This window comes from Pseudomonas sp. S09G 359 (assembly GCF_002843605.1).
GTDB lineage: Bacteria > Pseudomonadota > Gammaproteobacteria > Pseudomonadales > Pseudomonadaceae > Aquipseudomonas.
The window spans coordinates 3,895,513-3,917,907 of record NZ_CP025263.1; the positions used below are offsets into that span (position 1 = coordinate 3,895,513).

General features: G+C 61.9%; 16 protein-coding genes. 4 read left to right on the forward strand and 12 right to left on the reverse strand.

Annotation, left to right across the window (positions count from 1 at the left end; translation table 11 throughout):
- Nucleotide 1 precedes the first annotated feature (1 nt).
- The gene (locus CXQ82_RS17590; protein WP_101271234.1) at nucleotides 2-1,036 is read right to left on the reverse strand and encodes a YCF48-related protein; all 1,035 of its coding nucleotides are present in this window, start codon (nucleotides 1,034-1,036) and stop codon (nucleotides 2-4) included.
- Between the two features lie 301 nt (nucleotides 1,037-1,337).
- On the opposite strand from CXQ82_RS17590, the gene CXQ82_RS17595 reads away from it, so the two are divergent.
- Complete coding sequence (locus CXQ82_RS17595) at nucleotides 1,338-2,453, forward strand: Gfo/Idh/MocA family protein (RefSeq protein WP_101271236.1); 1,116 nt, start codon at nucleotides 1,338-1,340, stop codon at nucleotides 2,451-2,453.
- 638 nt (nucleotides 2,454-3,091) lie between these two features.
- Here CXQ82_RS17595 and CXQ82_RS17600 read toward each other — a convergent pair.
- From CXQ82_RS17600 to CXQ82_RS17645, 10 genes are all read right to left on the reverse strand, one after another.
- On the reverse strand, nucleotides 3,092-4,795 hold the full coding sequence (locus CXQ82_RS17600) for an AMP-binding protein (protein ID WP_101271238.1): 1,704 nt from the start codon (nucleotides 4,793-4,795) through the stop codon (nucleotides 3,092-3,094).
- A 31-nt stretch (nucleotides 4,796-4,826) separates the two neighbouring features.
- Nucleotides 4,827-6,125, reverse strand: coding sequence for an acetyl-CoA C-acetyltransferase (locus CXQ82_RS17605; RefSeq protein ID WP_101271240.1), 1,299 nt, complete (start codon nucleotides 6,123-6,125; stop codon nucleotides 4,827-4,829).
- Nucleotides 6,122-7,012, reverse strand: a complete 891-nt coding sequence (locus CXQ82_RS17610) for a MaoC/PaaZ C-terminal domain-containing protein (protein ID WP_101271242.1) — start codon at nucleotides 7,010-7,012, stop codon at nucleotides 6,122-6,124. The genes CXQ82_RS17605 and CXQ82_RS17610 overlap by 4 nt, the downstream gene beginning before the upstream one ends.
- Before the next feature lie 4 nt (nucleotides 7,013-7,016).
- The gene (locus tag CXQ82_RS17615) at nucleotides 7,017-8,360 is read right to left on the reverse strand and encodes a 3-oxoacyl-ACP reductase (protein WP_101271244.1); all 1,344 of its coding nucleotides are present in this window, start codon (nucleotides 8,358-8,360) and stop codon (nucleotides 7,017-7,019) included.
- Nucleotides 8,361-8,513: 153 nt separating this feature from the next.
- A complete protein-coding gene (locus tag CXQ82_RS17620) occupies nucleotides 8,514-11,039 on the reverse strand; it encodes an acyl-CoA dehydrogenase (RefSeq protein WP_101271246.1) in 2,526 nt (841 codons plus the stop codon).
- Between the two features lie 293 nt (nucleotides 11,040-11,332).
- Complete coding sequence (locus CXQ82_RS17625) at nucleotides 11,333-12,757, reverse strand: outer membrane protein transport protein (RefSeq protein WP_101271248.1); 1,425 nt, start codon at nucleotides 12,755-12,757, stop codon at nucleotides 11,333-11,335.
- Nucleotides 12,758-12,884: 127 nt separating this feature from the next.
- Nucleotides 12,885-13,388, reverse strand: a complete 504-nt coding sequence (gene praB, locus CXQ82_RS17630) for an alkane oxidation protein activator PraB (RefSeq protein WP_101271250.1) — start codon at nucleotides 13,386-13,388, stop codon at nucleotides 12,885-12,887.
- Nucleotides 13,389-13,520: 132 nt separating this feature from the next.
- On the reverse strand, nucleotides 13,521-14,015 hold the full coding sequence (gene praA, locus CXQ82_RS17635) for an alkane oxidation protein activator PraA (RefSeq protein WP_101271252.1): 495 nt from the start codon (nucleotides 14,013-14,015) through the stop codon (nucleotides 13,521-13,523).
- 130 nt (nucleotides 14,016-14,145) lie between these two features.
- Nucleotides 14,146-15,426: an alkane 1-monooxygenase gene (locus tag CXQ82_RS17640; protein WP_101271254.1), complete on the reverse strand. Its 1,281-nt coding sequence runs from the start codon at nucleotides 15,424-15,426 to the stop codon at nucleotides 14,146-14,148.
- Nucleotides 15,427-15,732: 306 nt separating this feature from the next.
- The gene (locus CXQ82_RS17645; RefSeq protein WP_101271256.1) at nucleotides 15,733-16,731 is read right to left on the reverse strand and encodes an alpha/beta fold hydrolase; all 999 of its coding nucleotides are present in this window, start codon (nucleotides 16,729-16,731) and stop codon (nucleotides 15,733-15,735) included.
- A 254-nt stretch (nucleotides 16,732-16,985) separates the two neighbouring features.
- Here CXQ82_RS17645 and CXQ82_RS17650 point away from each other — a divergent pair, with 254 nt between their 5' ends.
- Genes CXQ82_RS17650 through CXQ82_RS17660 form a run of 3 tightly spaced genes read left to right on the forward strand, consistent with a single transcriptional unit; the run spans nucleotide 16,986 to nucleotide 20,251 of the window.
- Nucleotides 16,986-18,515: an NAD(P)/FAD-dependent oxidoreductase gene (locus CXQ82_RS17650; protein WP_101271258.1), complete on the forward strand. Its 1,530-nt coding sequence runs from the start codon at nucleotides 16,986-16,988 to the stop codon at nucleotides 18,513-18,515.
- On the forward strand, nucleotides 18,512-19,402 hold the full coding sequence (locus CXQ82_RS17655; RefSeq protein ID WP_101271260.1) for an SDR family oxidoreductase: 891 nt from the start codon (nucleotides 18,512-18,514) through the stop codon (nucleotides 19,400-19,402). The genes CXQ82_RS17650 and CXQ82_RS17655 overlap by 4 nt, the downstream gene beginning before the upstream one ends.
- A gap of 15 nt (nucleotides 19,403-19,417) precedes the next feature.
- Complete coding sequence (locus tag CXQ82_RS17660; protein ID WP_101271262.1) at nucleotides 19,418-20,251, forward strand: metal-dependent hydrolase; 834 nt, start codon at nucleotides 19,418-19,420, stop codon at nucleotides 20,249-20,251.
- Here the strand turns inward: CXQ82_RS17660 and CXQ82_RS17665 are convergent.
- Nucleotides 20,248-22,323, reverse strand: coding sequence for an EAL domain-containing protein (locus tag CXQ82_RS17665; RefSeq protein ID WP_101271264.1), 2,076 nt, complete (start codon nucleotides 22,321-22,323; stop codon nucleotides 20,248-20,250). The genes CXQ82_RS17660 and CXQ82_RS17665 overlap by 4 nt on opposite strands.
- Nucleotides 22,324-22,395: the final 72 nt, after the last annotated feature.

Below are 22,395 nucleotides of genomic sequence, written 5' to 3' on the forward strand. Positions count from 1 at the left end.
CTTATTGTTTTTCGAGTTCTGCACCGGTGGGCTTGGCGACGCGCACGCCACCCTGCCCGGCCAGAATCAGGTTGCCATTGCCGGCCGCCGTCACCGCCGACAGCGAAATGCGATCCGGGCGGTTGAACACGCTGAAGGTCTGCCCGTCGTCGTGGCTGACCACCACGCTGCCGCCGTTGCCGACCACGACGATGGAACCGTCCTCCAGCAAGGTCGCGCCCGACAAACCAAACTCCAGCGCCCCACGCGCCGCGTTCAATTCGACCTGCTCCCAGGTGCTGCCAAAGTCCGTGGAACGGTACAGGTTGCCGCGCAGGCCATAGGCCAACAGGGTTTGCGGCTGGGCGGTGCTGATCACGCCAAACAGCGAGCCCTCGTAGGGGCCTTCGAGTTTCTCCCAGGTCTGGCCGTCGTCGCTGGAGCGGAACATGCTGCCCTGCTCGCCGACGATAAACAGGCCTGCGTCCTTGATATGGGCAATGGCGTTGAGGTGGAACTGGTCTTCGTTGTCGAGGCGGTCGCTGACGTCTTCCCAGGTTTTGCCGCCGTCGGTGGTTTCGATCAGCGCACCGTAGGCGCCCACGGCCAGGCCGTGGCTGGCGTCGTTGAACCACACGTCGAGCAACGGCGCTTCACGCTTGAGGTCCTGGTATTGCTGGGTCCAGGTGGCGCCGCCGTCGGTGCTGGCAAGGATCTGCGCATCATGGCCGACCGCCCAACCGTGTTTGTCATCAACGAAAAAAACCGCGGTGAGCAGTTGCCGGGTGGGCACTTTGGCTTGGGTCCAGGTGCTGCCCTGGTCATCGGAATAGAGGATGTGCCCGCGATCACCGACCGCCACCAGGCGCTTGCCGGCGTGGACCACGTCGATCATCAGGCCTTTGGCGGCCTTGGGGGATTCAATCGCAAACACTGCAGCAACAGTGGTATCGCTGGCGGCCTGGGCGGCAGTTACGCCGAATCCAAACAGCGAGAGCGCTGCGGCCAGCAACGCAACCTTGCGTGCGGCGCGTGGGCGGCAAACAACCCTACCCATGACAGGCTCACTCATAGACCTTCTCCCAATTATTATTTTTTGTTAGGTCGTGTCGCCTTCCAGGGCCTTGAAACCTGCAATCTAGAGCGCCTGAAGGAAGCAGGGCCATCCTATCGGGCTTTCGAATCGTCTGACAATCGGCGCTACGTTATCTTTTGTTAACTGACGGCGTTTGGCCATGGCCTGAATATAGCGGCATTACCAGGACTGATTAATGAATTTTTATTCCACCTATTGAAATATGGGAATTTTTATTCCATTAATACTCATCCTGAAAACAATAATGCAAAGGACCAAGGCTATGCGTGAACTCGGAATCGGTTTGATCGGCACAGGTTTCATGGGCCGCGCCCATGCCTTGGCGTTCAACAATGCTCGGGCGGTGTTCGAACTGCCGGTAACCCTCAAGCTGGCCGCCCTGGCCGATGCCGACACCGAACGCGCCCGACGTTGTGCCACGGCCTGGGGCTTTGCCCAGGCCCACGGCGACTGGCAGGCACTGATCGATGACCCGGCGGTGGATGTGGTCGCGATCACCACGCCGAACCATCTGCATTACCCCATGGCCATGGCCGCGCTTGCCGCCGGCAAGGCGGTGTACTGTGAAAAACCCCTGGCCGTGAGCCTGGAGCAGGCCGACGCGATGCGCCGCGCCGCGAGCACCGCCGGGGTGGTCACGCGAGTCGGCTACAACTACCAGCACAACCCGATGATCAGCCTGGCGCGGCAGATGATCGCCAACGGCGACCTCGGCGAGATCATCAGCTTCCAGGGCGAGTTCAGCGAAGACTTCATGGCCGACCCGGCGTCGCCGTGGTCGTGGCGCTGTGAAGTGGCGCATGCCGGTGGCGCCTTGGCGGATTTGGGCAGCCACTTGTTGTCGATGGCGCGTTACCTGGTCGGCGACGTCGTCAGTGTGTGTGCCGATACCCAGACCGTGCATGCCCAACGCCCGGCGTCAAAGGGAAGCAGCGAGCTGAAAAACATCGCGGTGGATGATCAGGTGCACGCTCTCCTGCGTTTCGCCAACGGCGCGCGCGGCACGGTGAGCAGCAGTTGGCTCAAGCATGGCTACAAGAACCACCTGAGTTTCGAGATCAGCGGCACTCAAGGCACGCTGGCGTTCGACCAAGAGCGCCTCAACGAACTGCGCCTGTGCCGGGTCGGCCAGGACGGTTTCCAGCGCCTGCTGGCCGGCCCTGCCCTGCCCGGCTACGCCGCCTTCAGCCCGGCGGCGGGGCACCAGTTGGGGTACAACGAACTGAAGACGCTGGAAGTGCAGGAATTGATCATGGCCGTGGCTGGCCAAGGTGCGGACGGCACTGACTTTGAGGCAGCGTGGGCGGTGGAGCGGCTGGCGACGGCGATTCGGGTGGCGGCGGCTGAGGAGCGCTGGGTGAAAGTGGACTCGGTCTGAAACACACTGCAAATCCCCTGTGGGAGGGGGCTTGCCCCCGATAGCGGAGTGTCAGCCAGTATATTTTTAGCTGATGGACCGCCATCGGGGGCAAGCCCCCTCCCACACTTGGATCACCTATAGATTCAAGTCAGCGCAAGGCGCGGCGCAGTACTTTGCCGACGGTGGTCTTGTGCAACTCTGTGGTCCGAAACTCCAAATAGATTCGCGTGGCGCCGGCTGAGGAGCGCTGGGTCAAAGTGGACTCGGTCTGAAACACACTACAAATCCCCTGTGGGAGGGGGCTTGCCCCCGATAGCGGAGTGTCAGCCAGTATATTTTTAGCTGATGGACCGCCATCGGGGGCAAGCCCCCTCCCACACTTGGATCACCTATAGATTCAAGTCAGCGCAAGGCTCGGCGCAGTACTTTGCCGACGGTGGTCTTGTGCAACTCTGTGGTCCGAAACTCCAAATAGATTCGGGTGGCGCCGGCTGAGGAGCGCTGGGTAAAAGTGGACTCGGTCTGAAACACACTGCAAATCCCCTGTGGGAGGGGGCTTGCCCCCGATAGCGGAGTGTCAGCCAGTATATTTTTAGCTGATGGACTGCCATCGGGGGCAAGCCCCCTCCCACATTTGGATCACCTACAGATTCAAGTCAGCGCAAGGCGCGGCGCAGTACTTTTCCGACAGTGGTCTTGGGCAACTCTGTGGTCCGAAACTCCACATACTTGGGCATTTTGTACCCCGTCAGGTACTCCCGGCAGTGCGCCAGAATCTGTTCCTGGGTCAGGTTCGGGTCCTTGCGCACCACGATGATCTTGACCTTCTCGCCGGTCACGCCATCCTCCACGCCAACCGCCGCCACTTCGCCCACGCCTGGGTGCAACGCCACCACGTCTTCGATTTCATTGGGGTACACGTTGAAGCCCGACACCAGGATCATGTCCTTCTTGCGGTCCACCAGGCGGATGTAACCGCGCGCGTCCATCACGCCGATATCGCCAGTGGACAACCAGCCCTCGGCATCCAGCACCTCGGCGGTTTCCTTGGGTCGCATCCAGTAGCCCTGCATCACCTGCGGGCCGCGCACTTGCAACTCGCCCTGCTCGCCGATCTCAGCCAACTCGCCGTCTTCGCGGACAAAACGCACCCAGGTCGACGGCAACGGCACGCCAATGCTGCCGGTGAATTCCATCTCGCGCATGCGCGCAATGTCGATGGGGCTGATGCTCACCACCGGCGAACACTCGGTCAGGCCGTAGCCTTCGATGATCGGCAACCCGGTGACTTCCTTCCAGCGCTTGGCCACCGCCGTGTGGGTGGCCATGCCGCCGGCGATTACCATGCGCAGATCGGAAAAGTCCCGCGCGCAGAATTCCTTGTTCTCCAGCAAGCCGTTAAACAGCGTGTTGACCCCAGCGATGCCGTTGAAACGCTCCTTGCGCAGGATCATCTGCACCCGCTTCACATCCCGCGGGTTGGCAATGAGGATGTTGCGCCCGCCCAGGCACATAAACATCAGGCAATTCACCGTCAGCGAGAAGATGTGGTACAGCGGCAGCAGGGTGACGTTGGTTTCCTGCTTGTGCTGGTCCAACTGGTCGCCGACCCAGGCCTTGGCTTGCAGCAGGTTGGCGATGATATTGCGGTGGCTGAGCATCACGCCCTTGGCGTCCCCCGTGGTGCCGCCGGTGTATTGCAGGAACGCCAGGTCATCGAGGTGCATGCCCACCGGAAAATGGTTGAGCGCCCGGCCCTGCTTGAGCACCTGGTTGAACCGCACCGAACCGCGCAGGTTGAAGCTCGGCACCTGCTTTTGAACGCGGCGCAGGATGAAGTTCATGGCCGCGCCCTTGAAGGTGCCGAGCAAGTCGCCAATAGCCGCCACCACCACGCGCTTGACGCTGCTGCCGGCCACGACTTTTTCCAGGGTGTGGGCGAAGTTTTCAAAGATCACCACGGTTTCCGCGCCGCTGTCCTTGAGCAGATGTTTCAGCTCATGGGAGGTGTACAACGGGTTGACGTTGACTACCACCGCCCCGGCCAGGATGGTGCCCAGCAAACAGATCGGGTATTGCAGGCAGTTGGGCATCATCAGCGCCACGCGGTCACCCGGTTGCACGCCCTGGCCCTGCAGCCAGGCGGCAAACGCGTGGCCTTGCACCTGCCAATCGGCGTAGGTCATTTCGGTGCCGATGCTCACGTAGGCCACCCGCTCGCGGTACTTCTCCAGGTGTTCCAGGAACACCTCGCGCAACGACGGGTAGTCTTCGATAGCGGCGTCGATATCCGCCGGGACGCCGGGCAGGTAAGCGTTCAACCAGATCCGTTCGGTTTGTTCCTGGCTTACAGCGTTCATGGCAGTCTCCTTGTTGTTGTTTTTGATAGAGCTACTTTTCGACGATGGCAGTGATGCCCAGCCCACCGGCCGCACAGATCGAGATCAGGCCGCGACCGCCGCCGTTGGCGTGGATGGTCTTGGCCAGCGTCGCCAGTTGCCGGCCACCGGTGGCGGCAAACGGGTGGCCGCAACCCAGCGAGCCGCCGTTGACGTTCATTTTGGCGCGGTCGATGCTGCCCAGCGGCGCCTCCAAGCCTAGCCTCTCGCGGCAGTAGTCGGCGTCTTCCCAGGCCTTGAGGGTGCACAGCACCTGCGCTGCAAAAGCTTCATGGATCTCAAAGAAATCGAAGTCGGCAAAGCTCAACCCTTCGCGTTTGAGCATGCGCGGCACGGCATAGGCCGGGGCCATCAGCAGGCCTTCGGTGCCATCGACGAAATTCACCGCCGCGGTCTCGCCGGTGCGCAGGTACGCCAGCACCGGCCAGCCGTGTTGCGCGGCCCATGCTTCACTGGCCAGCAGCACCACCGAGGCGCCATCGGTGAGTGGCGTGGAGTTGCCCGCCGTGAGGCTGCCGTGCTGACGGTCATAGGCCGGGGACAGGCCCGCGAGCTTTTCCAGGCTGGCGTCGGCGCGCAGGTTGTTGTCCCGCGCGAGGCCACGATAGGGGCTGATCAGGTCGTCGAAAAAACCGCGTGTATACGCGGCATCCAGGCGCTGATGGCTGGTGAGGGTCAGTTCATCTTGGGCCAGGCGTTTGATCTGCCAGCGCTTGGCCATTTCTTCGCAGTGCTCGCCCATGGACAGGCCGGTACGCGGCTCGCCATTGCGCGGCAACAGCGGCTGGAAAAACATCCCCGGGCGCACCTTGAGCAAGGTCTTCAGCTTGTCGCCCAGGCCCTTGGCGCGGTTGGCCGCAAGCAAGGTATGGCGCAGGGATTCATTGATGCCGATGGGCGCATCCGAGGTGGTGTCGGCGCCACCGGCGATGCCCACCTCGATCTGGCCGAGGGCGATTTTATTCGCCACCAGCAAGGCCGCTTCGAGGCCGGTGCCGCAGGCCTGCTGCACGTCGTAGGCCGGCGTGTCGGGGGACAGCGTGGTGGACAGCAGCGACTCACGCGCCAGGTTGAAATCCCGCGAGTGCTTGATCACCGCACCGGCGGCAAACTCCCCCAGGCGCTGGCCGTGCAGGTTGTAGCGGTCGACCAGGCCTTGCAGCGCGGCCACCAACAGGTCCTGGTTGCTGTCGTGGGCGTACACCGTGTTGGAGCGGGCAAAGGGAATGCGGTTACCGCCAATGATCGCCACACGGCGGGTGGGGGCCGGGTTGAAACTGTAGTCACTCATTTAAGGCTCTCATTCCAGATGAACAACCCGCGCATATGGGGTTTGTCGCCAGCAACATTGCGTACCTCAAACTCACGGCGCGGGCCGGTCACGGGGCGATTCCACAGGGCGACCTGGCCGGGCAGGAAGATCGGCAACTTGAAATCACAGTGGGCTTCGGCCTGGCCCAACCCGCCCGGCGGTTGCTGGGCTGCCAGGGCGCGGCCGAGGGTCCACATGCCATGGGCAATGGCGCGCCGAAAACCGAAGATCTTTGCGCCGATCAGCGAGGTGTGAATCGGGTTGAAATCCCCCGACACCTTGGCAAAGCGCCGCCCCAGGTCGGCAGGCAAGACCCAGCGCTGGGTACGCAGCAGGCCCTCTTCCTGCAGGGGCAGCGTGTCTAGCCACGGCTCGCCCAGCGGATCTTTCACGTCGCGACGCAGGTACAGGCTGTCGCTTTCCCACACCAGGGTGCCGGCGCTGTAGGCGCGGGTGGCGATGCTCAGCGCCTGGCCCTTGGGGTGCGCGACCCAACGCTCGCAATACACCTCCAGGCGCAACGCCTGGCCTTCATGCAGGCGCTGGTGCTGGCGAATGCGGTTGGCCAGATGCACCATGCCACTCGCCGGGTACGGAAAGCTTGGCCGCGTCAGCAGCATCAAGTGCAAGGGGAACGCCAGCACATGGGGATACGACAGCGGCACGCCCTGCTCGCGGCGAAAGCCACAAGCACGGCCATACGCCGCGACGCCCGCCGCGGAGATTTCCACCGCCGAGCGCACCAGACGCTCCTTGGGCAGCAGCGGCGCTCCGTCGAGCTTGGGTTTGCGCAGCGCGCGCACGCCGTCCAACAGCAGTTGGGTGCGGGTTGGCGCTGGGTCGATGATCTGCGTTACGTAGTCCATAGGCTCAAGCTCCCAGCAGGCTTTGCCCGCACACGCGTACGACTTGGCCATTGACCGCGCCCGACGCCGGGTGCGCCAGCCAGGCAATCGTCTCGGCCACATCGATTGGCTGACCGCCTTGGCTCATGGAGTTCATGCGCCGCCCCGCTTCGCGGATCATCAGCGGGATCTTGGCGGTCATCTGGGTTTCGATAAACCCCGGCGCCACCGCGTTTACGGTGACCTGCTGCGCCGCCGCACGGCTGGCCAGGCCTTGCACCAGGCCGATGACACCGGCCTTGGAGGTGGCGTAGTTGCTTTGCCCCAGGTTGCCCGCGATGCCGGAAATCGACGACACACAGACGATGCGCCCACCGGGGTTCAAGCCGCCGTTCTCCAGCAGCGCTGTGCTCAGTTGCAGCGGCGCTTCGAGGTTCACCGCCATGACGCTGCGCCAGGCGGCTTCGGGCATTTTCGCGATGGTCTTGTCGCGGGTGATCCCGGCGTTGTGCACCACCACGTCGAAGGCGCCGTATTGGCTGACATGGGCCTGCAACTGCGCGGCGGCGTCGGGCGCGGTGATGTCCAAGGCCAATGCGGAGCCGTCGACACTGGCCGCCGCTTGTTGCAGTAATTCCTGGGCCTGGGGCACGTCCACGCACACCACATGGGCACCATCGCGGGCCAGCACCTGGGCAATCGCCAGGCCTATACCACGGGACGCACCGGTGACCAATGCGCGGCGGCCGCTGAAGGGTTTGTCCCAATTGGGCGTGAGGTGGCCGTCCACCGGTTTCTCCAGGCGCACCACTTGCCCGGACACGTAGGCCGAACGCCGCGACAGGAAGAAGCGCAGGCTGCTGTCCAGCGCCGCTTCAGCACCCGGCGCGACATACAGCAACTGCACGGTGATCGCACGGCGCAGCTCCTTGGCCAGCGAACGCACCAGGCCTTCGAGGGCGCGCTGGGCGATGGCTTGGGGTAAATCCGCGCAGTGTTCGGGCGCAGTGCCGAGCACCACGACGCGAGCGTGTTGGCTGAGGCGTTTGGCGTTGGCGTGGAAAAACTCATACAGCTCGTCCAGCTGTTGCAGGCCGCTCACGCCGCTGGCGTCGAACACCGCGCCCTGGACCTTGACGGTGGACGGTGCCTTGAGCGTGGCCGGGGTGGCGATGACCGTGTCGGTCGCGCTGAACACCTGCTGCACCTGCGCCACCAGGCGCCCTGCCCCCGCGACGATCACCGGGTTGGCCAGGCCAGGCTGGCCGCTGCGATGGCGTTGCAACGGCAACGGTTGCGGCAGACCGACCGCCTGGGCCAGGCGCCGGCCCCAGGGGGAATTGACGAACGAAAGGTAGCTGTCACTCATAGTAAAAACTCACTCACTACACTGTCTTGACCTGTGAACCCGGGCCCTGTGGGAGGGGGCTTGCCCCCGATAGCAATCCACCAGTCACCGACTCATTGGTTGAACCACCGCTATCGGGGGCAAGCCCCCTCCCACATTTGGACCGCGTTTGTTCTAGTTGACCGGGGCGTTTTCGGCTTGGCTATTGCGGCGTTTGGTGGTCGGTTCCAGCGCTTGCTTGCGCTGTTGCAAGGCCTCCAGCAAACCAAAGTCCTGCGGGAAGTCATCCACCTGGATGCCGTGATCGGCGTATTCCACATAGCGCGCCAGCAACGCCTCTTCGTCTTCGCTGATCAGTTCCAGCGCCCGCGCCTTGACGCGCCAGGCGGTAAAGGCGGTGGCGGAGATCGGCATCGGTTCGAGCAGGCCTTGCTTGATGGCCGGCTTGAGCCGGGCGTCGATCAACTCCACCTGCGGCAACAGGCGGAAGCCCAATTCGCCGTAGGCCAACTTGTCGATTTCCGGGCGTGGGATGTAGGAATTGGCCAGCAAACGGTCACGGGTCTCGCCTGGGGTCTGCACCACATCGGCGACCTGCGCCAACAGCCGATCCGACGGTTTGCGCAGCGGGATACCGAACGGAAAGCTCAAGCCGCGCACCACCGCTGCGGCGGCTTTGGAGGGGTAGTTATCGAGCACTTCGGCCAACGCTTCATGGGCGCGGAGCAACGCGTCCTGGGCCGCCCAGTGCACCAGCGGCAGGTCCGCCTGGGGCCGGCCGTCATCCTCGAAGCGTTTGAGCACGCAGGAAACGATGTACAGCTGCGACAGAATATCCCCCAGACGCCCGGTGATACTTTCCTTGCGTTTGAGGGCGCCGCCCAGCACGCCCATGGAAATATCCGAGATCAACGCCAGCACCACCGACAGCCGATTGGCCTGGCGGTAGTAAGGCGCCAGCGCCGGGTCGGTCTTGGCCGGCGCGGAAAGCAGCCGCCCGCCCGTCAGCGCATGCACCGCCGCGCGTACGGTATTGGCCAGCACAAAACTCACATGGCCGAACATCGCACGGTCGAACTCTTCCAGGGCTTTGCGCCGGTCGGGGTTGCGCGCCGCTTCCATCTCGCGGAACACGTAGGGATGGCAACGGATCAGGCCCTGGCCATAGATGATCAGGCAGCGCGTCATGATGTTCGCGCCCTCCACCGTGATGGCGATGGGGCTTTGCTGGTAGGCGCGGGCCAGGAAGTTATTGGGCCCCATGCAGATGCCCTTGCCGGCGACGATGTCCATGCCATCGTTAACGATCATGCGCGCGCGCTCGGTCACGTGGTACTTGGCGATAGCCGAGATCACCGAAGGTTTCTCGCCCGCATCCAGGGACGCCACCGACACCTTGCGTACCGCATCGCAGGCATACAGGTGCCCGGCCATACGCGCCAGTGGCGCCTGCACGCCTTCGAACTTGCCGATGGGCAGGCCGAACTGCTTGCGCATCGCCGCGTAGGCGGTAGTCCCGCGCACCGCCACCTTACCCAGGCCGACGTTGGCCGAAGGCAAGGAAATCGCGCGGCCGGCAGCCAGGCATTCCATCAACATCCGCCAGCCGTTGCCGACTTGTTCGCGGCCGCCGATCACCCACTCCAGCGGAATGAAAACATCCTTGCCGGTGGTAGGACCGTTCTGGAACACCGCGTTGAGCGGCCAATGGCGACGACCGCTGTTGACACCCGGATGCGAGGTCGGGATCAGCGCGCAGGTGATGCCCAGCGAGCCGGGAGCGCCCAACAACCCTTCCGGGTCTTCGGCTCGAAACGCCAGGCCGAGCACCGTGGCGATGGGGCCGAGGGTGATGTAGCGCTTGTCCCAGGTCACACGGAAACCCAGCACTTCCTCGCCTTCATGGGTGCCTTTGCAGACAATGCCCAGGTCCGGAATCGCCCCGGCATCCGAGCCGGCGTAAGGGCTGGTCAGGGCAAAGCACGGGATGTCTTCACCCCGGGCCAGGCGCGGCAGGTAGTAGTTGCGCTGGGCGTCGGTGCCGTAATGCAGCAACAGCTCGGCCGGGCCGAGGGAGTTGGGCACCATCACCGAAATCGCCGCTGCCGAGCAGCGGGTCGACAGCTTCATCACCACTTGCGAGTGCGCGTAGTGGGAGAAGCCTTTGCCGCCGTACTGCTTGGGAATGATCATGCCCAGGAAGCCGGCGTCCTTGGTGTACTGCCAGCCTTCAGGGGACATGTCCTGCCAGACCTGGGTGGTTTCCCAGTCGTTGGCGATGTCGCACAGGGTTTCCACTTCGTTGTCGAGGAACGCCTGCTCCTCGGCGCTCAGGCTGGCCGGCGCGGCTTGCAACAGGCGCTGCCAGTCGGGTTTGCCGCTGAACAATTCGGCGTCCCACCACACGGTGCCAGACTCGATGGCGGCGCGCTCGGTGTCGGACATCGCCGGCATGATCGAACGAAACAGGCCCAGCGCCTTGCTGGTCAACAGCGCGCGGCGCAGGGGTTTGATCGTCATCAGCAACGCTGGCAACACCACGAGCACGGCCGCGACACTGGCGCCGAACCCCTCGACCACGTTAAACAGGTAACCCGCCGCCAGCCAGAGCAGGCCAGCGCCTAACCACAGGGTCGCGGCGGCTTGTCGATACGCCAGGGCAATCGCAGCTGCGAAACCCACCAATAACCAGATAAGCATGGGGATACCTCTACTCGATTCAGGGCGTGGCCTACGCGTGGCAGGTCAAAATGAACTGCGCTGTAAAGCCACACTACAAACTTGTAAAGCTAAATTCAAATTTTGTTTTGAAATTTTTATTTAATCATTTGGCGAAAAAATCAGCGGCTGAATGGGTCAGCCTGATTGGTGGGTCTATGAGAAAAATCGCAACGGGTCGCGTGGGCAACCCGTCGATGCAGGGCCAGTGTGAAACAGGCAGAAAGATGCGCTGACTGCCAGTTCAAGCCGGCCCTGCGGCAGGTTGCACAGGGTCAGAACTCGTAGGTCACCCCCAGGCTCACGACATCGCCATAGGCATCGGCTTTGCCATCCAGGGTTGCGCCACCCAGGCGATCCTGGTTCTGGGTTTTCAACTTGGCTTTTTCCACGAACTGGTGGGAGTAGGAACCGTCGATACCGAGGCCCGGGATCGCACGAATTTTATAGCCGAAGCCCAAGGAGGTGAAAATCCGATCGCCATCCGGAATACGTGGATCGCGGGTGGAGTTACGGGTTGGCGTCTGGTCCGTCGCAACACCGGCGCGCAGGGTGAAGTCGTCAGTGAGCCGGTAGTCGCCACCGAGGGAGACCATCCAGGCGTCCTTGTAGTTGTAAGGGATGGCCACGATGGTCGAGCCCTCAGACTTCAAGGTCAGGCTTTTGAACGATGACCATTGGGTCCAGGTGACACTGGCACCGAGGGTCAGGCGGTCAAGGCTGCCGGTGAAGCTGTGTACCCAGTCGATGGACGCGTTGGCAGGAACATCCAGTTGGGTTGTGGCTTTACCGTTCATTTGCAGGTTGAGGCCGGGGTACAAAATACCCGGCACCCCTGCCTCGATCAGCCCCGTCGAGCCTGGGTCGGCGTAGATGTTGTACTTACCTTCGAGTTTGTTCTTGATCTTGGCGTGGTAGTTCAAGCCGACGGTGTCTTGCAGTGTCGGCTTCCAGGCCAGGCCGGCAAACCAGCCCACCGAGGTATTGTCGACTTTGACGCGCATCAGCGAATAACCGACGCCCGCCGGGAATGGAATCGAGTTCGGGGCAAGCGCGGCCGCGGCATACAAGTCAACGTTCTGGCTGACGAAGCCTTTGGTGTGCTGAACAATCGCACCCGCACCGATGGAAAATTCGTCGTTGACCTTGAACGACAGCGAGCCGGTCAACCCCACGGTTTCGATACGTGTGTCGACGGCGAAATCGCGGCCCTTCCAGTCGTCATCCCAGGTAGTACGCGCGCCCATGGGCACCACCTGGCTGAGGCCGAAGGCGAAACGATCACCCAGGGGCATGACCATGAAGCCGGTCGGCAGCCACGCGGTAAAACCGCCCTGCCCGCCATCACCGGTGCGCGGCACTGAGGTGATATCAAACGTATCGGGGTCGATGGTCGTCACCGAAGTTGGATTGCCAGCATAGTCTTTGGCCGTACCCTTGTACTTGATATTGATGCGCGCATAGTCAACGTTAAACTGCGAAATATTGCGATCGATGAACGCCATGGCCGCTGGGTTGTTATAGGCCGATGACGGATCATTCTTGAACAACGAGCCACCACCAAACGCGCGACCCCAGCCTTCCGCCCCAAACGTCGGAGTAGAGAACCCGCCTGCATGTGCTGACCCGGCAGTAGCAATCAAGCCTCCCAACAACGCCAGCCCGAGGAATGCGTGCGCCTGCTGTTTCTTATTATTCATGCTCCACTCCTTATTATTGTTTTCCACCATGCTCGGTTGCCCCGATATGGTTCGCCGCAGCAGGTGCCTCTTGCGAGGCACCTGCTTGTTTCAACGTGTGATCACCACGTCAAACCAGCCCGTGGTTTCAAGGCACAATTACGAACTTCGGATCTGGGTGAACGTCGAGCTTGGTGATCTTGCACTTGCCGACCGTTTGGGCAGACGGGATGCTCAGGGTGTTGGTGGCGTTATCGAACGTCACATTGATGGTGACCGGGCTGGTCGCGCAGTCGCCAAGAATGTTGAAGTTGACCCCGGAAACGGTGCCGGTCCACAGGGTTGGACCGCCGCCGGTAGGCGTCAATGTCCAAGGCAGGCCCAGCAGCACAGGCACACCACACAGCCCACCACCGGTCACGGTGGCACCGGTGATCGATGCGTTAGCACCGCCAGTGGCAACAGAACCGGTGAAGTTGATGCCACAGTTCACCGCGGCGCCAAGGGAAGCTGGCGAACTGACGGCAATCGTGCTGGCAGGCGTGGTGAAGGAGGTTGGATTGGGGGTGATGGAGACGGCGTTAGCCATCGAAGCAGCACCCATGCAAACAGCCAAAGCAGACAACGATACGAGGGTTTTCAAACTTTTCATTGTTATTCCTCACATGTTATGGCGAGTCAATTCGCCAGGGGGTAATGGCCATGAACGAGAAGTCACGGTGAAACTGCAGAACGTCCCTTTCCAGCCAAATTTCAATTCAATTACCGCTTCAACATCCGACGCTTATTCAACAACTTTGAAGTTCGGTGGCATCTTGATCGACACCGTTTTGATCTTGCAGTCTTCGCCAATTGGCACGTTGGCGGCTTCCAACTTGCCGGTGGCGTTATCCCAAGTACCCTCCGCCGTCGAGGGGCCACACTTGCCGCCCAAGCCGAACGCGTGAACATCCACGCTGATCTTCGACATGGAACCGCTCTTGGTGTCTTTGGCGACCAATACCCACGGCAAGTTGATGGCTTCGACTCGACTGCACTTGAGGCCGCCGTCAAATTCGACTTTGTCGACGTTCACCGAGGTGCCATCGGCAGCGACCTTGCCGGCCACCTTGATGGTGCAGTCGGCACTGATCAGCGCGCCCTTGGAAAAACTGATCGGGCCTTGGGCGGTAAAGGCGCTGCCGGCAGGCTCGATACGGGCCGCCTGGGCCTGGTGATAGGCGATCAGGCCCAGGGCAGCCAACAGGATATGGCTGGTGAACTTGGCAGGTGCTTGCATGGTGTACGTCCTTCCCTTTAATTATTTTTGTTCGGGTCAAACAACGTTCTTGCAACTTACTGGGCAACGCCGGGGCGATAAAATCCTGCGCGGCATAAAGCCCCGAGCCTGCACACGCTGTTACGTCAGATCAGAAGGGTTTGGCGCTGTTGCTGTACTTCTCCAAATACTTCAACCGCTGTGAAGGCTGAAGATTAGTCAGGGTAATATCCCCGGCATAATGGTTGAGCACTCTATGGTCCATGCGCCGCCGCCATAAGTACGGCACATAGGCCCAGACAATCATGCTCGCGTAACCATAGGGAAGTTGCGGTGACTCATCAAAGTGGCGCAACGACTGATAACTACGCGTGGGGTTGGCATGGTGATCAGAATGCCGTTGCAACTGGAATAGAAAGATATTGGTAACAATACGGTTGCTGTTCCAGGAGTGCCTTGGCGAACAGCGTTCATAACGACCGTTGGGCAACTTCTGGCGTTTAAGGCCGTAGTGTTCCACATAGTTCACCACTTCCAGCAGCGAGAACCCGTAGATGCCCTGAATGATCAGGAACGGAATCACCGCCGCCCCCAGCCAGGCAATCATCGCGCCCCACAACACCAGGCTGTACATCCAGGCACTGAGCACGCCGTTCTGCCAGTGCCAGGCCGGCAGGCCGAGTTTGCGCAGGCGTTCGCGCTCCAGGTTCCAGGCCGAGCGCGCGCTGAACCACACCGAGCGCGGCAGGAAGGCCCAGAAGCTCTCCCCCAGGCGCGAGCTGGCCGGGTCTTCCGGGGTGGCGACGCGCACGTGATGGCCACGGTTGTGTTCGGTGTAGAAGTGCCCGTAGAAGGTCGGCGCCAGGGTCACCTTGGCCAGGAACACTTCGAATGCATTGGGCTTGTGGCCCAACTCATGGGCGGTGTTGATCGCAATGCCGGTGGCGGCACCCGTCGACATGGCCATGCCCAGGTAGGTGAACCAGCTCGGGTCGCCATGCAATTGGGTGCGCGCGGTGATGTAGCCGGCCGCGTGGGACAGCCAGCTGGAGGGCTCAAGGTTAGCGGCCGCCTGCAACAGGCCACCCTGGATGATCCACTCGATACCGCCTGCCGCCAGCCAGCCGGTGATCACCACCGACGAGATCACCAACACCACGCCGGTGTAGACGATCCAGCGGTAGTAGCTCTGGGATTCCAGCTGGCTGACGGCGGATTCAGGCGGGTTGCTCACGTCTTCACCGAGCAGGCCGTCGATCAGTGGGATCAGGCCGAAAATCACCAGCACGCCGACCCACCACAGTTGCTGGATACCGGTGGCGATGGCCAGGGCGCCGGACAGCAGCGGAGTGGCCAGGGGCATGATGCCCAGCCACCACAAGTGGCGCTTGCCGTCAGTCCATGCGCTTGGAGCTGCCAATGTCTGATTCATGGCAGCCTCCGGATGAGGCAGGTTGGCAGGGACACAGAAAACAGGTTCAGGGAGCGCTGGATGCTCCGGGAATTCAACCATGCGATAAAAGGCGTTGTTTTCATTTTTATTCGCTCTTAGGCATTTCAAAAATCATTTCAAAATAAATATTGAAATATTTTTTTAAATAAATAGCGCGGAATCGTTAGGTCGTCAACTACTTTTTCGAGGCCTTTTTTACGTGACTGAGCAGTCTCATTTTCAGCCGTTTGGTCAGGTCTCTAGGCCAAGCATTTCGGACGTAAGAACCGGCAACGAGGTCCACGATTATTTGTTCGCCAGCGCAAAGGGCGGGTGCAACAACGTGGCGGTTTGCGCAGGCCGAACGCGTTTGGCCAGATGCTCCACCGCCTCGACCACCCGCGCCGTGGCGGTGATCGGCAGCATATGGCCACGCCCCTCCACCACCTGCAGCTTGAGGCCTGGCACCCGGTCGGCCAGGGCCTGGCCGTGCCGGCGAAAGTCCAGCACCCGGTCCTGCGCGCCATAGATCAGGCTGATGGGCAGGGTCAGTTGCGGGTAGCGCTTGACCATGCCCGGCAGGTAATCGTTGACCAGCGCAATCTCGCTGGAGGCGGCGTAGAAGTTGTCCGGGCGCATGCCCAGCAGCCCACCGCCACGGGTGGCGAAATCCTCGGGGGCCGGGTCCGGCGCGAACACGCCCTTGACCACCGCATGACGCGTCAGCAGGCCGATGGGCACCGTCAGTGTGTGTGCCACCCAACGCCGCAGCCAGGCCGGTCGCACCGCCAGCGACCAGAACACCACGGGCAAGGTGGGTTGGGGATGGGTCAGCGGCGCCACCAGTACCAGGCCCGATACCGCGTCGGGATGGTCGAGGGCCAGCGCCAGGGCAAGCGCGCCGCCAAGGGAATGGCCCAGCACCAGCGGTTTATCCAGGCCCAGCGCGTCGATAAACGCCGCCACTTGGCTTGCCTGCGCCGGCAGGTCCGCAGCGGTGCCTTTACTGCGGGTGGAATAACCCGACCCCGGGCGGTCAAGGGTGATCACCCGGAACTGCTCGCGTAACTGGCCGGACAAGGCATAGGTCAGGTTGCGACTGCTGCCCATCAGCCCGTGGATCATCACCAGCGGGGGCCCCTTGCCCTCTTCTACATAATGAAAGCGTTCACCATTGACCTCGATGAAACGCCCGTTGATCGGCACAGCGGCTTCAATACGCCGTGTCATCCGGCGACTGAACCCCCACAGTGCGGCACTGATGCCGATAAACGCAGCCGCAGCAATAACCCACTCAACAGCCATAGCTCGGTCCTCTGCTTCCCTGCCGCTGGCGGCCTGACCGGAATTGATCAAGGCCTCAGCACACCGCCCGCCCCTGGACCTAAACGTTGTGCATGCCCTGTTATCCGTCGGACAAATCGCACGTGAGAAACCCGGGACTAGCGTAGGCGATATTTTCAGGTAGATTATTTAAAATCTTTTTTAAAATAATTAATTAAATTTTCCTTTGCAATGGTGTTCTATCTAAAAGACAAAACAAAAAAGGAGCACGTCCGATGCCCGATTCAATCGACATCGCCATCATTGGCTCAGGCTTTGCCGGCCTGTGCATGGCCATCAAGCTCAAGGAAGCCGGGTTCACCGACTTCTTTATCGCCGAACAGGCGCAGACCCTCGGCGGTACCTGGCGCGACAACCACTACCCTGGCTGCGCCTGTGATGTGCAGTCGCATGTGTATTCGTTTTCCTTTGCGCCGAACCCGGACTGGACGCGGCAGTTCGCGCCGCAGGCGGAAATCCGTGCCTACCTGGAGCAATGCGCCACGCGCTTCGAGCTGGCGCCCTACCTGCGTTTTGGCATGGGCCTGCAACGCGCGGTATTTGATGAGCCGCAGCAACGTTGGCAATTGAGCTTCAGCGACGGCCGCGAAGTGAGCGCGCGGGTGCTGGTGTCGGGCATGGGCGGCCTGTCACGCCCGGCGTTGCCGGACATTCCCGGGCTGGACAGTTTCAAGGGCAAGCGCTTTCACTCCCAGCAGTGGGACCATGAGTATTCGCTGAAGGGCAAACGCGTGGCGGTGATCGGCACCGGCGCCAGTGCCATTCAGTTCGTGCCGCAGATTGCGCCGCAGGTGGCCCACCTGGATCTGTTTCAGCGCACCCCTCCATGGATCATGCCCAAGCCCGACCGCGCAATTTCGCCGTTCGAACGCCTGTTGTTCAAACACCTGCCGTTCACCCAGCGCCTGGTACGCAGCGCGTTCTACTGGGCGCTCGAAGGCCGCGTGGTGGGTTTTGCACTGCACCCGCGGCTGATGACAATGGTGCAGAAAATCGCCCAGCGTCACCTGCGCAAACAGGTGGCCCGCCCTTCCCTGCGCAAGACCCTGACCCCGGACTACACCATCGGCTGCAAGCGCGTGCTGATTTCCAATGACTACTACCCGGCGCTGACGCGCAGCAATGTCGCCGTGGTGACCGACGCCGTGGCGCGCATCGAAGCGGATGGCGTGATCACCACCGACGGCATCAAGCACCCCGCCGACTGCCTGATCTTCGGCACTGGCTTCCAGGCCACCGATCCCCTGCCCCGCGACTGCATCATCGGGCGCAACGGTGTGGACCTGATCGACACCTGGCACGACGGCGCGCATGCCTACAAGGGCACCACGGTGCCGGGTTACCCCAACCTGTTTTTGATCGTGGGGCCCAACACCGGCCTGGGGCACAACTCGATGATCCTGATGATCGAGGCGCAAGTGACCTACATCCTCGATGCGCTCCGGCAGATGCAGCGGCATCGCATTGCCAGCGTGGACGTCAAGCCTGACGTGGAAAGCGCCTACAACCAGCGCCTGCAAGATCAACTCAAACGCACCATCTGGAACACCGGCGGCTGCCAGAGCTGGTACCTGGACCCACGCACCGGCAAGAACACCACCCTCTGGCCCGGTTCGACCTGGCGCTTCAAGCAGGTGACGCGCCAGTTTGCGCTCAAGGATTACGTGGCCAACCTGCTGCCGATCGACGCACCCGCCCGTGCCTGCCCGCCGTCCCACGCCACTGCTGAAGGAAGCCTGTCATGAAGTCATTCAACGGCCGCGTGGCGGCCATTACCGGCGCAGCCTCCGGCATGGGTCGCGCATTGGCCCTGGCCTTGGCGCGCGAAGGTTGCCACCTGGCGCTGGCGGACAAAAACCGCCAGGGGCTGGAACAGACCCAGGCGCTGGTCAAGTCTTCAACCTTGTCGCCCGTACTGGTCACCACGCAGGTATTGGACGTATCCGACCGCCAGGCCATGGAGGATTGGGCCACGCGCTGTGTTGCCGAGCATGGCGAGGTCAACCTGGTGTTCAACAATGCCGGCGTGGCCCTGTCGAGTACCGTCGAAGGTGTGGACTACGCCGACCTGGAGTGGATCGTCGGCATCAATTTCTGGGGGGTGGTCCACGGCACCAAGGCATTCCTGCCGCACCTCAAGGCCAGTGGCGACGGCCACGTGGTCAACACTTCCAGCGTGTTCGGCTTGTTTGCCCAACCCGGCATGAGCGGCTACAACGCCACCAAGTTTGCGGTGCGCGGCTTTACCGAATCCCTGCGCCAGGAACTCGACATGCAACGCTGCGGCGTATCAGCCACGTGCGTGCACCCGGGCGGCATCCGCACGGATATCTGCCGCAGCAGCCGGATCGACGCGAACATGACCGGCTTTCTGATCCACAGCGAGCAACAAGCCCGCGCCGACTTCGAAAAGCTCTTTATCACCGACGCCGACCAAGCCGCCAAGGTGATCCTGCACGGCGTACGCAAAAACAAACGCCGCGTACTGATCGGCCGCGACGCGTATTTTCTCGACCTGCTCGCCCGTTGCCTGCCGGCGGCCTACCAGGCCTTGGTGGTGTTCGCCAGCAAGCGCATGGCGCCCAAGCCGCGCACGCCGGTGTTTGAAACCAACGACGAGCCTCGCCTCTGACCAGGAGCACGCACTATGTTGCCGATTCGCCGCGACATTCATTTCGACCTGCCCGCCGAGCGCATCACCAACTGGCACGAACAGGGTCCATTCATCACGCATTTTTTCAATGCGCTATCGCTGCTGTTCCCGCAGGGCGAGCTGTTTTTCATGGACAGCGTGCGTCACTACCGCCAGCGCATCGACGACCCCGCGCTGAAAAAGCAGATCCAGGGTTTCATCGGCCAGGAAGCCATGCACAGCCGTGAACATGTGGCCTACAACGACCTGCTGCAAGCCGCCGGGTTGCCGGCGCATACCCTGGATCGCCGGCTGAAATTCATCCTCGACCTGCAGAAAAAACACTTCGCACCGTCGTTCAACCTGGCGATCACCATTGCCCTTGAACACTACACGGCGATGCTCGCGGAAATCCTGCTGAGCGATCCGTCGCGCTTCGGCGATTCGCTCAAGGGTTACCAGCAGATGTGGTACTGGCACGCCCTCGAAGAAACCGAACACAAGGCCGTGGCCTTCGATGTGTGGAACACGGTGATCAAGCCCGGGCCCAAGCGCTACCTGCTGCGCACCGGCAGCATGTTGACCACCACGGTGTTCTTCTGGCTGGTGGTGCTGGACTTCCACCTGCGCCTGCTGATTGCCGACCGCAAGTCGGGTGGGCACCTGAAGGGCTTCTGGCGCATGCTGAAATTTCTGTATGGGCCTAAGGGCGTTTTCCCACGGATGCTGCGTCCTTGGTTGCACTACTTCAAACCAAGCTTCCACCCCTGGGACCACGACAACCGCGCGCGTCTGGCGGGCATCGACAGCCTGATCGAAGACATCGAACAGACCCGGCGCAGCTACTAGGCCTGCGCCAGGGCCGCACGCTCACGCACAAAGCTTTCCACCTGATCCCCCGGCAGCGCCTTGCTGAAATACCAGCCCTGGATAATCAACTCGGCACCGGTGTTGAGGAAGGCCAACTGCTCGGCGGTCTCCACGCCCTCCACCACCACGCCCAGGCTCAGCGCCTCGCAAAAACGCAGGATACCGGTCATCACCTGGGCGCCTTTGGGGTCGTGCTGGGCCACCACGAAACTGCGGTCGATCTTGATAAAGTCCACCGGAAACTGGTGCAAGTAACTCAAGGCCGAAAACCCGGTGCCAAAGTCATCGATATAGACCTTGGCGCCGATGGCCTGCAGCTTGCGGATAACCTGGCGCGTGGCCTGAATATCGGTCACCAGCGCGTCTTCGGTGATCTCCACCGACACCTGCCCATGGGCCTGCGCGAGAATTCCCACCAGACGCTCGCCATAGGCGGCGTCGGTCAGCGTGGCGCTGGAAATATTGATCGTCATCGGCAAGGCGAAGCCGAGCTTCTGCCACTTCTGGTACTGCCGAATCGCCTGGGACGCCACCCACACATCCACATCCGGCATCAACCGCGCCTGGGCCAACCATTGCAGGAACTCCCAGGGCGAATGCACCGTGCCCTGGGCATCGCGGGCGCGCATCAGCGCTTCGCACCCGGTGCACAGCCCGGTACGCGTAGAGACCTGGGGCTGGAATTCGAGGTAAAACTCATAGTCGCTGATCTGCTGGATACGGCTCAGCTCACTGGCCTGGCGTGCCAGGGTCCGGTGGGACGCCAGCACCGGGTCCAACTCACGCAGCCGGCCTTTTTCCTCAAGGCCACGAAAGGTCATGTCCAGGGACTTGAGGTAAACCGTGCCACCTTCTGCGGGCTGGCGATGCATCGCCCGAACGTAAGGCGCGTACACCAAGGTACCCAGGCCCAACAACGCCAGTTGCAGCGCGACAGCCGCCAGGTCGCCGTGGGTACTCAGGTAGGCGTTGAGCAACACCGGTGCGGTGAACGGCACGCTGACGACCGCAGGCGACACCCAGCCCATCTGCACCACCGTCAACGCCAGCATCGCATTGATGGCCGGCACCGCCAGAAACGGAATAAACAGCCGCGGGTTGAGGATGATCGGCAAGCCGAACAACAGCACCTCGCTGACGTTGAACAGCGACAGCGGCAAACTCGCCACCGCCACCAGCCGCATGGACTGGCTCCGGGAAAACAGCAGGATCGCCAGCAACAGGCACAACGCGCCACCTGAGCCGCCGATAAACGCAAAGCTACCCAGCAGGCCGCTGTTCAACATATACCTGATCGGCTCGCCCGCCGCCGAGGCCGCACCATTGAGCACCACCGCCTGGTCCAGCACGTCGAACAGCGGCTGCATCGCATACACGCCGTGGATCCCGAAAAACCACAACAGCGAATTCATCAGGGTCACAAACAAACCGCTGCCATAGGGCGACGCCAGGGTGTCCAGCACCTGCGGGCCCTGGATCTGCGCCACATACGGCACCTGCAACAGCAACGACAGCGCCGCGACTAATACCAGGGCAGTGATGGCACCGGGCACCACCATATTGATGGTGCCACGCAGGTTGTGCCCCACCAGGTCCTCGTTGACCAGCCGGGTCCAACGGTAACGGTGCAGCCAGGCAATGGCCGGCACATTCAGCAACGGTGAGGCGATGGCGATAAACAGCAAAAATGTCGCTGAAGCCCGTGGGTAGTCACGCAGGATAAACGTCGCCACCACCACATGAGCGAGGCACAGAAACGCCACCGGCAATTGAGGCAGGCGATGCTGAATCGCCAGCATATAACCAATGGAGGCGGCCACCAGCAGCGGGATCACCGAGCTGATCTGGTTGTGCAGCCCGGCCAGAAACGTAACCACCTCGGGGGCGAAACCCAGCACGCGGGCGGATTCAGACAGGATCAGAAACCCTGCCGACACCAACAGGCACGGCAGGATCCACAGCAACCCCTCGCGGATCGCGCGCAGCGACTCGGTGCTGGCCAAGGCAGCCAGGCGTTGGGTAAAGAAAAGCTTGAACAGCGTTTGCGCCATGACCGTCCCTCAGCCCATCGCCCTCTGCCCCTGGTAGGCAGGGCCGGAAACACCGGGGCTAACGCTACACGC

What these genes read in the sequence shown, in the direction of transcription:
- CXQ82_RS17615 (WP_101271244.1), bottom strand. Translation starts at nt 8,360, where the DNA reads ATGAGTGACAGCTACCTTTCGTTCGTCAATTCCCCCTGGGGCCGGCGC.
- CXQ82_RS17665 (WP_101271264.1), bottom strand. Translation starts at nt 22,323, where the DNA reads ATGGCGCAAACGCTGTTCAAGCTTTTCTTTACCCAACGCCTGGCTGCC.
- praA (WP_101271252.1), bottom strand. Translation starts at nt 14,015, where the DNA reads ATGCAAGCACCTGCCAAGTTCACCAGCCATATCCTGTTGGCTGCCCTG.
- CXQ82_RS17610 (WP_101271242.1), bottom strand. Translation starts at nt 7,012, where the DNA reads ATGGACTACGTAACGCAGATCATCGACCCAGCGCCAACCCGCACCCAA.
- CXQ82_RS17650 (WP_101271258.1), top strand. Translation starts at nt 16,986, where the DNA reads ATGCCCGATTCAATCGACATCGCCATCATTGGCTCAGGCTTTGCCGGC.
- CXQ82_RS17645 (WP_101271256.1), bottom strand. Translation starts at nt 16,731, where the DNA reads ATGGCTGTTGAGTGGGTTATTGCTGCGGCTGCGTTTATCGGCATCAGT.
- CXQ82_RS17620 (WP_101271246.1), bottom strand. Translation starts at nt 11,039, where the DNA reads ATGCTTATCTGGTTATTGGTGGGTTTCGCAGCTGCGATTGCCCTGGCG.
- CXQ82_RS17660 (WP_101271262.1), top strand. Translation starts at nt 19,418, where the DNA reads ATGTTGCCGATTCGCCGCGACATTCATTTCGACCTGCCCGCCGAGCGC.
- CXQ82_RS17595 (WP_101271236.1), top strand. Translation starts at nt 1,338, where the DNA reads ATGCGTGAACTCGGAATCGGTTTGATCGGCACAGGTTTCATGGGCCGC.
- CXQ82_RS17600 (WP_101271238.1), bottom strand. Translation starts at nt 4,795, where the DNA reads ATGAACGCTGTAAGCCAGGAACAAACCGAACGGATCTGGTTGAACGCT.
- CXQ82_RS17605 (WP_101271240.1), bottom strand. Translation starts at nt 6,125, where the DNA reads ATGAGTGACTACAGTTTCAACCCGGCCCCCACCCGCCGTGTGGCGATC.
- CXQ82_RS17655 (WP_101271260.1), top strand. Translation starts at nt 18,512, where the DNA reads ATGAAGTCATTCAACGGCCGCGTGGCGGCCATTACCGGCGCAGCCTCC.
- CXQ82_RS17590 (WP_101271234.1), bottom strand. Translation starts at nt 1,036, where the DNA reads ATGGGTAGGGTTGTTTGCCGCCCACGCGCCGCACGCAAGGTTGCGTTG.
- praB (WP_101271250.1), bottom strand. Translation starts at nt 13,388, where the DNA reads ATGAAAAGTTTGAAAACCCTCGTATCGTTGTCTGCTTTGGCTGTTTGC.
- CXQ82_RS17640 (WP_101271254.1), bottom strand. Translation starts at nt 15,426, where the DNA reads ATGAATCAGACATTGGCAGCTCCAAGCGCATGGACTGACGGCAAGCGC.
- CXQ82_RS17625 (WP_101271248.1), bottom strand. Translation starts at nt 12,757, where the DNA reads ATGAATAATAAGAAACAGCAGGCGCACGCATTCCTCGGGCTGGCGTTG.